This window comes from Streptomyces coeruleoprunus, assembly GCF_039542925.1.
GTDB classification, from domain to species: Bacteria; Actinomycetota; Actinomycetes; order Streptomycetales; family Streptomycetaceae; genus Streptomyces; species Streptomyces coeruleoprunus.
The window spans coordinates 1,573,685-1,586,106 of the sequence record NZ_BAABIT010000001.1; the positions used below are offsets into that span (position 1 = coordinate 1,573,685).

A 12,422-nucleotide genomic window follows, 5' to 3' on the forward strand; every position below is an offset into this window, starting at 1 on the left:
GGCCGGCTCCGGCGCACCCGGTCGTGCGCTGCGAGGCGCTCGACGCGCTCGCGGGCGCCCGGCTCTGGCTGAAGGCCGAGAACCTCCAGCGCGGCGGCTCCTTCAAGGTCCGCGGCGCGCTGCTGGCCGTGGAGCGGCTGGCCGCGGCGGGCAGCCGGGGCGTCCTGGCGCAGAGCACCGGCAACCACGCGATCGCCGTGGCCCTGGCGGCGGCCGGGCACCGGCTGCCCACCGTCGTGGTGCTGCCGTCGGACGCGGCTCCGGCCAAGGTGCGGCGCATCCGGCAGGCGGGCGCCGAGGCGGTGCTCGCCGGGACGACCGTGGCCGAGCGCGTGGCCGTGGTGGAGGAACTGCGCGAGCGGTACGGGTACGACGTCGTCGACCCGTACCAGAATCCGCACGTCGTGGCGGGGCAGGGCTCCGCGACGGCCGAGCTGCTGCACCAGGTGACCGCGCAGGGCGGGCGGCTGGACGCGGTGGTCGTGCCGATCGGCGGCGGCAGCGCCGTCGCGGGCGCCTGCCTGGCGGCCGCCGGTGAGGACGTGGCGGTGGTGGGGGCCGAGCCGGAGAACGTCCCGGCCTTCACGGCGGCGCTCCGCGCGGGCGGCCCGGTGACGGTACCGGCCCGGCACACCATCGCCGACGGGCTGCGGCCCGACCGGATCGGCGCCCTGCCGTTCGCGCTGGCCCACGCGGCGGTGTCGACGGTCCTGACGGTCGGGGAGGACGCCATCGCCGAGGCGCTGCGGCACACGCTGCTGCAGGCCCGGCTGGTCGTCGAGCCGGCCGCGGCCACGGCCGTCGCCGCCGCGGTGGCGTACGCGTCCACGCACCGGGTCACCGACGTGGGCGTCCTGCTGAGCGGCGGCAACGTCGAACCGGACCTCGTCGCGGCGGTCCTCGCCGACCGTCCGGAGACGGCCGTCCGACCGTCCGGATGCGACGGAGCCCCGGCCGCCTGACCTTCGGGGTGTGAAGGAGCCCCGGCCGCCCGACCGTCCGGATGTGAAGGAGCCCCGGCCGTCGGCGGCCGGGGCTCCTTCCCGTGCGGGCTCAGCCCTCGGCGCCGCCCTCCTCCGGACCCAGCCAGGTGGACGTGGCCGCCCAGACGCGGGCCAGCATCTCCGGCAGTGACAGGTCGTAGTGGTCGCACGGCAGGCCGACCTCGGCGATCCGGCCCGTCACATGCGGCTGCCACGCCTCGACGGTGGGCGCGCCCTCGGGCTTGCTGTCCTCGGCGACGACGAGCAGCGCGTCGCCGTCGAAGACGCGGAAGGCGTGGGCGCGGCCGATCAGGCCGTTGTTGTGGAACACGCGGGCCAGGGTCCGGTACTCCTCTTCCGATGTGGCCCCGAAGACGTGGCCGGCCTCCCGGCGGACGACCTCGACGAGGCGGTCGAGGTCGGCTTCCGGTCACGCTCCGGCTCGGCTTCCGCGTCCGGCTCCGGCTCACGGGCCGCCCCGTCCGCGTCCGCGTCCCCGTCCTCGGGCTTCGCGACGGGCGGGAAGGCGTCCAGGACGACCAGCGCCGCCACCTCCTCGCCGGCCTCCCGCAGCTGGACGGCCATCTCGTGGGCGACCGTCGCCCCGAACGACCAGCCGAGCAGGTGGTACGGGCCGGTCTCCTGCACGGTGCGGAGCTGCGCGACGTAGTCGGCGGCCATCTCCCGCACCGAGCCCGCGAGTCCGCCGGCCCCGTCCAGGCCGCGGGCCTGCAGCCCGTACAGCGGGATGTCGTCCGGGACGCTGTGCGCGAGCGGCATGTAGCACCAGCCGAGGCCGCCCGCGGGGTGGACGCAGAAGAACGGCGGGCGCGTGCCCTCGGCGCGGATGGGCAGCAGCACGTCCAGCGCGTCCTGCACGGACGACAGGCTCATCCGCTTCGTCAGCCCGGCCACGGTCGGCGCGGCGAACAGGTCGCGCACCGCCACGTTCACACCGCGTTCCCGCAGCCGCGCCACCAGCCGCACGGCTTCAGGGAGTGCCCGCCCAGGGCGAAGAAGTCGTCGTCGACGCCGACCGCCGCCACGTCCAGGACCTCGGGCGAACGCCTCGCACAGGCTCGCCTCCAGCGCGGTCACGGACGGTGGGGCCGCTCCCCTCCGGCCGAACGGTCGGGTGCCGGCAGCGCCTTGCGGTTCAGCTTGCCGTTGGGCATCAGCGGGAACGCGTCCAGCACGACGACCGCCGACGGCACCATGTACCCGGGCAGCCGTTCCTGTACGGCGGCGCGCAAGGCGCGGCCGAGGGCGTCGCGGTCCTCGTCCCGCCCGTCGGGTCCGGGTACGGGCACCACGTAGGCGACGAGCTGCCGGTCGCCGGGGGTCTCCTCGCGGACGACCACGACGGCCTGCGCGACCGAGGGCTGTGCGGCGAGGACGGACTCGACCTCGCCCAGTTCGACGCGGAAGCCGCGGATCTTCACCTGGTCGTCGGCGCGGCCGACGAACTCCAGGTCACCGGCCGTGCTCCAGCGCACCACGTCGCCGGTGCGGTACATGCGCCGGCCGGGCCCGCCGAACGGGCAGGCCACGAACCGGCCCGCCGTCAGCGCGGGCCGGCCGAGGTAGCCGCGCGCCAGGCCGTCGCCGGCGATGTACAGCTCGCCGGCCACGCCGGGCGGCACGGGCGCCAGGCGCTCGTCGAGGACGTACCTGGGTGTTGCCGATGGGCCCGCCGATCGACGACAGGGTGCGGCCCGAAGCGGCGTCCGCCGGGACGAGGTGGCGGGCCGTCGACCAGACGGTGGTCTCGGTCGGCCCGTACAGGTTGGTCAGGGAGCCGGCCCGGTCGAGCAGGGTGCGGGCGAGTTCGTCGGGGAGGGCTTCGGCGCCGATGAGGACGCGTACGCCGGTCCAGTCCAGGGCGTCGCCGGCGTCGGCGACCAGGCCGCGCCACAGGCTGGGCGTGGCGTGCACGACCGTCGCGCCCGTGGAACGGATCAGGCCGCGCAGCGCCCACGGGTCGAGGACCTGGTCCTGCGAGGCGAGGACCATGTGGGCGCCGGTGACGAACGGCAGGTAGAACTCCAGGCCTGCCATGTCGCAGCCGACCGTGCTGACCGCGAGCAGCCGGTCCGCGGGCGTCAGCGAGAACAGGTCCTGCATGGACGCCAGGAAGTTGACGATCGCCCGGTGTTCGACGAGCACGCCCTTGGGGCGGCCGGTCGAGCCGGAGGTGTAGATGACCCACATGGGGTGCTCGGGCCGCAGCGCGGCGCCGCCCCGGTCGTCCGCCGTCACGGGCGAGCCGTCGAGGCGGGCCAGTTCGCCGGCCGTGGCGGGATCGTCCACGAGGAGGACGGGGATGCCGTCCGGGTCGTCGGGGTCGACGCCGAACTCGCCGAGCCGGTCGCGCAGTCCGCGGCTGCTGAGCAGGCACACGGCCCCGGAGTCGGCGAGCACGTACGCGGTGCGCTCGGACGGGTAGGCCGGGTCGATGGGCAGGTAGGCGGCACCGCCTTGATCACGCCGAGCAACGCCACCACCAGGTCGGGGGTGCGTTCGAAGACCGTGGCCACGACCTGCTCGGGTCCGACGCCCCGGGCGGCCAGGTGGCGGGCCAGCCGGTTGGCGCGGGCGTCGAGCTCCGCGTAGGTGAGCCGCTCGCCGTCGTATTCGAGGGCGGTGGCGTCGGGGGTGCGGGCGACCTGGGCGTCGAAGAGCCCGACGACCGTGGTGTCCGGTACGGCTGTCCCGGTGGCGTTCCACTCGGTGAGCATGCGCCGGCGCTCGTCCTCGTCGAGGACGTCCAGCCGGCTCAGCCGCAGGCCCGGGTCGTCGGCGAGGGTGGCCAGGAGCCGCGTCCAGCGTTCGGTGATCCGCGCGACGGTCGCGGCCTCGAACAGGTCGGCCGAACCGACGACGCCGCCGCGCAGCCCGGCCGGGGCGCCCTGGGCGTCGAACACCTCGGCGGCGCTGACGTCGAGGTCGAACTTGGCCACCGCCAGGCCGGACGAGGCGCCGGCGGCGGTGGCGCCGGGCAGCTCGAGGACCGCGTCGGCGGTGTTCTCCAGCAGCAGCATGACCTGGAACAGCGGGTGGCGGGCCATCGAGCGGACCGGCGCCAGCTCCTCCACGAGCCGCTGGAACGGCACATCCGGGTGGGCGAACGCGCCGAGTCCGGCCTCGCGGACGCGCACCAGCGCCTCGCGGAACGTCGGGTCGCCGGACAGGTCGGTGCGCAGCACGAACGTGTTGACGAAGTAGCCCACGAGGTCGTCGAGGGACTCGTCGGTGCGTCCGGCCATCGCCGACCCGACGGGGATGTCGTCGCCGGCGCCGAGCCGGGACAGCAGCATCGCCAGCGAGGCGTGCAGCACCATGAACAGTGTCACGCCCTCGGCGCGGGCCACCTCCAGCAGCCGCGCGTGGACCTCGGCCGGGACGCGGAACGGCACGGCGTGGCCCTGGTAGCCGGCCGCGGCGGGCCGGACCCGGTCGGCGGGCAGCGCCAGCTCCTCGGGGGCGCCCTCCAGGGTGCGCCGCCAGTAGGCGATCTGGCGGGCCATCAGGCTCTCCGGGTCGTCGCCGTCGCCCAGCAGTTCACGCTGCCACAGCGCGTAGTCGGCGTACTGCACGGGCAGCGGCTCCCACTGCGGGGCCCGGCGGCCCGCCGTGCCTCGTAGGCGAGGGACAGGTCGCGGGCCAGCGGCGCCCACGACCAGCCGTCGCCGGCGATGTGGTGCACGACCACCATCAGGACGTGCTCCTCGGGCCCGGCCGTGAACAGGGTGGCGCGGATGGGGATCTCCGTCGCGAGGTCGAAGGTGTGGCGGCTCTCGCCTCGGTGACCGCGCCGTCCAGCTCGTCGGGGGCGACGTGGACGACCCGCAGGTGCCAGTCCAGGTCCGGCATGCCGAGCACCCGCTGGTACGGCTCGCCGTCGGCGGACTCGTACACCGTGCGCAGCACCTCGTGCCGCTCCAGCACGTCCCGCAGGGCGGCGCCGAGCGCGTCGGCGTCCACCTCGCCGGAGAGCCGGGCCGGCAGGGGGATGTTGTAGGCGGGGCTCGGACCCTCCAGCTGGCCGATCAGCCAGAGCCTGCGCTGCCCGTACGACAGCGGTACGCGCTCGGGCCGTTCGGCGGGCACCAGCGGGGCGCGGGCCGTGTCGGCGCCGTCCAGCCGGGAGGCGAGCCGGCGGGCGTCGGCGACTCGAACAGGACCCGGATCTCGACCTCCACGCCGAGGACCGTACGGATCCGGCTGACCAGCCGCACGGCGAGCAGCGAGTGCCCGCCCAGCGCGAAGAAGTCGTCGTCGACGCCGACGGCCGGCAGGCCCAGCACATCGGCGAACGCCGCGCACAGGTCTCCTCCCGCGTCGGACGGCCGCCGCGCGACGCCCGCCGTGGACGTGTACGCCGGGGCGGGCAGCGCCTTGCGGTCGAGCTTCCCGTTGGGTGTGAGGGGCAGCGCGTCGAGCACGACCACGGCGGACGGCACCATGTGCTCCGGGAGGCGCTGCGCCGTGAACCGCCGTACGGCGTCCGGCAGCGCGTCGGCGCCGTCCGGGTCGGCGGGCACGACGTACCCGATGAGTCGTACATCGCCGGGGGTGTCCTCGCGGGTGACGACGGCGGCCTGGGTGACCTCGGGGTGCGCGGTCAGGGTGGCCTGCACCTCGCCGGGCTCGATCCGGAAACCGCGGACCTTCACCTGCTCGTCGGCACGACCCGCGAACACGAGCCGCCCGTCCCGCGTCCAGCGAGCCCGGTCGCCCGTGCGGTACATCCGCTCCCCCGGCTCGCCGTAGGGACAGGCGACGAACCGCTCGGCGGTCAGCCCGGCGCGCCGCACATAGCCACGGGCCAGCTGGTCACCGGAGATGTACAGCTCCCCGCCACACCGGCGGGGGCCGGGTTGAGGGAGCGGTCCAGGACGTAGCAGCGGGTGTTGGCGACGGGTGTGCCGACGGGGACGGTGCCCGCAGCGATGAGCTCGGGCGTGAGCGGGGTGGTGGCGACACCGATCGTGGCCTCGGTGGGCCCGTATGGGCCCGTAGTGGTTGAACACCCGCCGCTGCGGTCCGGCGACCTCCAGCAACTCCCGCACCCAGCTGGGGGAAGCCGCCTCGCCGCCCAGGACCAGCGACGTGCCGGGAAGGACAGCCTCCAAACCGCCATCGGCACCAAGGGCGGCCAGGTGGGAGGGCACGGCCTTGAGGTGGTCGATGCGGTGCTGGGCCATGTACGCGGCCACAGCCGTCGGGTCGGTGACCGCCTCCGACGGCAGGACGTGCAGTCACCACCGGTCGCGAGGCTGGCGAAGACGAGGGTGTTGCCCAGGTCGGTGGCCTGCGCCTGCAACAGCGCATACCGCGCCCCGGGCGCGCCCAGCCCGACCCGCCGGGCACGGCGGCCACATAGTTGGCCAGCGCGCCATGGGTCACCGCCACACCCTTGGGCCGGCCCGTCGACCCCGAGGTGTAGATGATGTACGCCAGCGCCGCGTCGGGGACGGGCGGGACGTCGGGCCCGGTCGGCGCAACGGCCGCCAGCTGCGTCGCGTCGCGGGTCGTCCAGCGGGACGAGACGGCCACGCCCCGCGGGCAGCTCGTCCAGGATCTCCTCGGTGGTCAGCGTCAGCGCGGCCCGGCTGTCGGCCAGCATGAACGCGATCCGGTCGGCGGGCTGCTCCGGGTCCAGCGGCAGATAACCCGCACCCGCCTTCCACACACCCAAAATCGCCGCGATCATCTCCACACCACGCGGCAGACACAGCCCCACCACCGACTCGGCACCCACACCCTGACCGGCCAGATAACCCGCGATACGGTTCGCCCGCGCCTCCAGCTCCGCGTACGAGACCCGCTCACCGTCACACACCACCGCCACCGCCTCCGGCGACCGCACCACCTGCCCCGCGAACAGCTCCGGGACGAGCACCGAAAGACCGTCCCGCGCGGTGTCGTTCCACTCGACGAGCAGCCGCCGCCGCTCGTCGTCGTCCAGGACATCGACCGAGCCGACCCGCGTGTCGGGATCGGTGCTCACCAGGTCGAGCACGCGCGCCCAACCGCGGGTGACCCGCTCGGCGGTGTCCGGGTCGAACAGGTCGGCCGCCGCGATCACCACACCGTGCAGCCCGGCGGGCGCGCCCTGCGGGTCGTAGGACTCGCCGAGGATCACGTCGAGGTCGAACTTCGCGGACACGGCCGCCGACGAGGGCGCCGCCACGGCCCCGGTCCGGACCCCGTCGAGGTCGAGCACGGCCTCGGCGGTGTTCTGCAGGGTCAGCACGACCTGGAACAGGGGGTGCCGGGCCATCGACCGCACCGGCGCCAGCTCCTCCACGAGCCGCTCGAACGGGACGTCCTGGTGGGCGAACGCCGACAGGCCGGTCTCCCGGACCCGGGCCAGCACCTCGCGGAACGTCGGGTCGCCGGACAGGTCGGTGCGGATCACCAGCGTGTTCACGAAGCAGCCGACGAGGTCGTCCATGGCCTCGTCGGTGCGCCCGGCGATCGCCGATCCGATGGGGATGTCGTCGCCGGCGCCGAGCCGCGACAGCAGCGTCGACAGGGCGGCCTGGAGCACCATGAAGACGGTCACGCCCTCGGCCCGTGCCAGCTCCACGAGCCGCGCGTGGACCTCCGCCGGGACCTCCAGCGGCATCCGGTGGCCCCGGTGCGTCGCCACGGCCGGCCGGGGCCGGTCGAAGGGCAGGGCCAGCTCCTCGGGGCTGCCGGCCAGGGCCTCGCGCCAGTAGTGCGTCTGACGGCTGATCAGGCTCTCCGGGTCCTCCTCGTCGCCGAGGAGTGCACGCTGCCAGAGCGCGTAGTCGGCGTACTGGACGGGCAGCGCCTCCCACTCCGGCGCCCGGCCCGCACACCGCGCCTCGTACGCCACGGACACATCCCGCGCCAGCGGTTCGCGCGACCAGCCGTCGGTCGCGATGTGGTGCACGACGACGACCAGTACGCGCTCGTCCCGCTCGGGGTCGGTCCCCTCGCCCGCACGGAACAGCCAGGCCCTGAAGGGCACTTCGACGGCCAGGTCGAAGGCGTACGCCTGGGCCTCGGCGACCGCGTCCGCCAGGCCGTCGCGCGCCACGTCGACGACGGTCAGCTCCCAGTCGAGCGCCTCGGCGTCCAGGACGCGCTGGTACGGCTCGCCGTCGTCGGCGACCGGGAAGACGGTCCGCAGCACCTCGTGGCGCTCCAGTACGTCCCGCAGCGCGGCGCCCAGCGCCGGCACGTCCACGTCCCCGGACAGCCGCAGCGACACCGGGACGTTGTAGGTGGGGCTGGGCCCTTCGAGCTGGCCCAGGAACCACAGGCGGCGCTGCGCGAACGACAGCGGCACCCGCTCGGGCCGCGCCCCGGCCCGCAGCGCCGGCCGGGTCACGGCGCGGTGCCGTCCAGCCAGCGCGCGGCCAGCCCGGCGACGGTGGGCGCCTCGAACAGGGCCCGCAGCGGAAGCTCGGCGCCCAGGAGGGTGCGCACGCGGCTCAGCAGCCGTACGGCGAGCAGGGAGTGGCCGCCGAGTGCGAAGAAGTCGTCGTCGACGCCGACGCTGCTCAGGCCGAGGACCTGCGCGAACACCGCGCACAGGATCTCCTCCCGCGGCCCGGCCGGGGCGCGGCCCGCACCGGAGCCGGCCGTGCGGTCGGGCGCCGGCAGGGCCTTGCGGTCGAGCTTGCCGTTGGGCGTCAGCGGGAGGGCGTCGATGACGACGACGGCGGACGGCACCATGTGCGCGGGCAGGCGGTCGGCGAGGGACGCGAGGACCGCTTCGGAGAGGTTCTCCGGCGTACCGCCGTCCGCGGGACTGTCCGCGGAGTTGTCCGCGGAGTTGTCCGCGGAGTTGTCCGCGGAGTTGTCCGCGACGGGGACGACGTAGCCGACGAGGCGCCTGTCGCCGGGGCTGTCCTCGCGGACGACCACGACGGCGCGCGCGACCCGGGCATGCGCGGTCAGCGCCGCCTCCACCTCGCCCGGCTCGATCCGGAACCCGCGGACCTTGACCTGCTCGTCGGCCCGCCCGAGGTATTCGAGGTCGCCGTCGTCGGTCCAGCGGACCAGGTCACCGGTCCGGTACAGGCGCGCCCCCGGCCCGCCGAACGGGTCGGCGACGAAGCGCTCGGCGGTCAGCGCGGCCCGGTTGAGGTAACCCCGGGCCAGGCCGGCGCCCGCGACGTACAGCTCACCGGCCACGCCCGCAGGCACGGGGGCCAGGGCGGCATCGAGCACGTACGTCCGGGCGTTGGCGACGGGCCGCCCGATGGGCGGGTTGCCCGCGGAGCGCCGGCGGGACGTGTCATCGGCGCCGGCGGCCGGTTCTGTGCGGAGGCGCCGGGCGTGTCGTCGCCCGCGGTGAACCAGGCCGTGGAGTACACCGTGGCCTCGGTCGGCCCGTAGATGTTGGCGACGCGCGCCGCGGGCAGGGCTTCGCGGATGTCGCGCACGAGGGACGCGGGCAGCGCCTCGCCGGCGAGCACCACGGTGCGCGTCTCGCGCGGCACCCCGTCCAGCACCTGCGCGAAGGCCGACGGCACGGCGCTGATCAGGCTCACGCCGTCCGCGGCGCCGGCGTCCGCCAGCGCCAGGACGTCCCGGACGAGGGTGACGCTGCCGCCGGAGACGAGCGGCCCGAACAGCTCGAAGACCGACACGTCGAAGTTCAGCGACGTCGAAGCGAGGACCCGCGAGAAGTCCGCGCCGCCGAACACCGTGGCCGCCCACGACAGCAGGCCGACCACCGACCGGTGCTCCACCACGACGCCCTTGGGCCGCCCGGTCGAGCCGGAGGTGTAGATGACGTACGCCGGGTGCCCGGGCAGCAGCCGGTCCCGCCTGCCGATCGGCCCGCCGCGGCCGGCCCCGGCGATCTCGGCGGCCGTCGCCGGCTCGTCCAGCACGACGACCGGAAGGCCGGGCCGCTGGTCGAGGCGTACGCCGGTCTCCGTCAGCAGGCAGGTCGCGGCGGCGTCGCGGAGCATGTACGCGATCCGCCCGGACGGGTACGCCGGATCGACGGGCAGGTACGCCCCGCCCGCCTTCAGTACGCCGAGCAGGGCGACGACCAGGTCGACGCCGCGTTCCATGGCCACCGCGACGACGCTCTCGGGCCCCACGCCCCGGTCGGCCAGGTGCCGCGCCAGTCGGTCGGCACGCTCGTCCAGCTCCGCGTACGTCACCTCGGTGCCGCCGGCGGCGAGGGCGACGGCGTCGGGGGTGCGGGCTGCCTGCGCCTCGAAGAGGGCGGTGAGGGTGGTGGCGGGGAGGGGAGCGGCCGTGGCGTTCCAGTCGATGAGCACGCGCTGCAGCTCGGCCTCGTCGAGCACCTGGACGGTGCGCAGGGGCAGGTCGGTGCCGTCGTCCAGGGCCGCGTCGAGCGCGGCGACCAGGTTCTCGGTCGTGGTGCGCAGCAGCCGGCCGACGGCTTCGGCGCCGACGGGCGCCACCGCGTCGACGGAGACCCGCAGCCCGCCGTCCGCGTTGTCGTCCACGGAGACGGTCAGGGGGTAGTTGGTGCGCTCGCGGGAGTAGAGGGTCCGCACGCCGTCGACGCCGCCCGAGTCGGCCGCACGGGCGCCGGGCGTGTTGCCCGGCACGCTGCTCGGCGCGGTGCTCGGCGCGGTGCTCGGCGCGTTGTGCCGGTAGTTGAACAGGGCCGTGAAGAGGGGTGTGTCCGCCGGAACGCCGCTGGCCTGCTGGGCGAGGGCCAGCGGTGCGTGCTCGTGCTCCAGCAGGCCGGCGAGCTGGTCCCGCATGGCGTCGACCGCCTCCAGGACGCCGCCGTCGTCGACCCGTACGCGTACGGGCAGCGTGTTCATGAACGGGCCCGGCACCCGGTCGGCACCGGCGCCCGCGTTCATCCGCCCGAACAGCACGGTCCCGAACACGACGTCGTCGCGGCCGGACACCGTGGCCAGCATGCGCGCCCACGCCACGTGCAGCAGCGTCGCCGGGCTCGCCCCGAGCCGCCGCGCCACCTCGCGCACCCGCGCGGCGGACTCGGCCGGGAACGCCACACCCGCCCGTACGGCATCGGTCCCGTCACCCCGGACGTCGGTCTGTCCGAACGGCGCGGTCGGCTCGGTGACGTCACCCAGCAGCTCGGCGAAGTACCGCTCGTGCTCCTCCCGGGCCGTCCCGCCGCGCGCCTGCGCGACGAAGTTCCGGAACGGCAGCGGCGCCGGCAGCCCGTCCTCCCGCCCGTCCAGGATCGCGTCGACCTCCGCCAGCATGACTTCCAGCGCGGTGTGGTCCTGCACCACATGGTGCACGCGTACGAGTGCCAGCCACCGGCCGGGAGCGGCCGCAGCCGCGATGTGCACGTCGATCAGCGGCGCCCGGCCCAGGTCCATGGCCAGACCGGCGACGGCGAGGAGCCGGTCGGCGGGGTCACCACCGTCGGCGTCGAGCGCCACTTCGGTGACGGGCAGCACGGCCTGTCGCCACACCACCTGCACGGGCTCACGCAGCCCCTCCCACACCACACCGGTACGGAAGATGTCATGGCGCTCCACAATGCGCTGGAGCGCGCCGAGGAGGGCGTCGAGGCGCTCACGGCTGTCGAACTCCAGCAGGGTCGGCGTGATGTACGCGTCGTCGCCGCCGTCGGCGAGCAGGTGGTGGAAGAGGAGCCCTTCCTGGAGCGGGGCGAGCGGGTAGACGTCGGCGACGTTGCCCGCGCCACCATCGACGGACGCGACGATCCGCTCGATCTCCTCGGCGGTGAGCCCGGGGACCAGCGGCAGCATGTCGGGGGTGAGGGCCGTGGCGCCCTCGGGGATGAGGTTCGCCGGGACCTCCACCTGGGCCGCTCCCGCCGTGACGGCGAGCCCGGCCGGCGTCGGGGTCTGGAACAGGGCCCTGATGGACACGGAGACGCGCGCGCGCCCGGAGCCGTTCCACGAGGGACACGGCGAGCAGGGAGTGGCCTCCCAGCTTGAAGAAGTCGTCGTCCACGCCGACGCCTTCGACCCCGAGGACATCGGCGAACACCGCGCAGATGACCTCCTCGCGGGCGTCGGCCGGCGCCCTTCCGGCACCCGAGGCGTACGTGGGTGCGGGCAGGGCCTTGCGGTCGAGCTTGCCGTTGCTGTTCAACGGCAGGACGTCCAGCACGACGACCGCCGACGGAACCATGTGCGCCGGAAGCCGCTGCGCCACGAGCGCGGTCAGCTCCGCCGGCAGATCAGCCCCCGCCTCGTCGCCGCGCGGGACAACGTATGCGACCAGACGCTTGTCGCCGGGCGTGTCCTCCCGCACGACCGCAACAGCCTGCGCGACGTGCGCGTGCTCGACCAAGACGGCCTCGATCTCGCCGGGCTCGATACGGAAACCCCGCACCTTCACCTGCTCATCCGCACGCCCCAGGTACTCCAGATCACCATCGGCGTTCCACCGCACCAGATCCCCGGTCCGATAAAGCCGCTCACCCGGCACAGCCCCAAACGGATTCGCGACGAA

General features: G+C 74.9%; 4 protein-coding genes and 6 pseudogenes. 1 reads left to right on the forward strand and 9 read right to left on the reverse strand.

Annotated features, from left to right (window positions below; all coding sequences use genetic code 11):
* Window positions 1-23 precede the first annotated feature (23 nt).
* Window positions 24-962, forward strand: a complete 939-nt coding sequence (locus tag ABEB09_RS06835; RefSeq protein WP_345688103.1) for a pyridoxal-phosphate dependent enzyme — start codon at window positions 24-26, stop codon at window positions 960-962.
* Between the two features lie 91 nt (window positions 963-1,053).
* Here the strand turns inward: ABEB09_RS06835 and ABEB09_RS06840 are convergent, their stop codons facing one another.
* The 9 genes and pseudogenes from ABEB09_RS06840 to ABEB09_RS34915 form a co-directional block, all read right to left on the reverse strand.
* Window positions 1,054-1,314, reverse strand: a complete 261-nt coding sequence (locus tag ABEB09_RS06840; protein WP_345688105.1) for a hypothetical protein — start codon at window positions 1,312-1,314, stop codon at window positions 1,054-1,056.
* The gene (locus tag ABEB09_RS06845; RefSeq protein WP_345688107.1) at window positions 1,293-1,937 is read right to left on the reverse strand and encodes an alpha/beta fold hydrolase; all 645 of its coding nucleotides are present in this window, start codon (window positions 1,935-1,937) and stop codon (window positions 1,293-1,295) included. The genes ABEB09_RS06840 and ABEB09_RS06845 overlap by 22 nt, the downstream gene beginning before the upstream one ends.
* Before the next feature lie 242 nt (window positions 1,938-2,179).
* Window positions 2,180-5,776, reverse strand: a pseudogene (locus ABEB09_RS34890) (condensation domain-containing protein); the annotation flags it as partial.
* Between the two features lie 84 nt (window positions 5,777-5,860).
* Window positions 5,861-6,190: pseudogene (locus ABEB09_RS34895) on the reverse strand (hypothetical protein); the annotation flags it as partial.
* A gap of 223 nt (window positions 6,191-6,413) precedes the next feature.
* Window positions 6,414-6,542, reverse strand: a pseudogene (locus ABEB09_RS34900) (hypothetical protein); the annotation flags it as partial.
* 73 nt (window positions 6,543-6,615) lie between these two features.
* A pseudogene (locus tag ABEB09_RS06870) lies at window positions 6,616-8,349 on the reverse strand (condensation domain-containing protein); the annotation flags it as partial.
* A pseudogene (locus ABEB09_RS34905) lies at window positions 8,346-10,250 on the reverse strand (non-ribosomal peptide synthetase); the annotation flags it as partial. The pseudogenes ABEB09_RS06870 and ABEB09_RS34905, both read right to left, overlap by 4 nt.
* Window positions 10,251-10,279: 29 nt before the next feature.
* Window positions 10,280-11,617 (reverse strand): annotated as a pseudogene (locus tag ABEB09_RS34910) (condensation domain-containing protein); the annotation flags it as partial.
* Window positions 11,514-12,398: an AMP-binding enzyme gene (locus ABEB09_RS34915; RefSeq protein ID WP_425580045.1), complete on the reverse strand. Its 885-nt coding sequence runs from the start codon at window positions 12,396-12,398 to the stop codon at window positions 11,514-11,516. The gene ABEB09_RS34915 and the pseudogene ABEB09_RS34910, both read right to left, overlap by 104 nt.
* Window positions 12,399-12,422 lie beyond the last annotated feature (24 nt).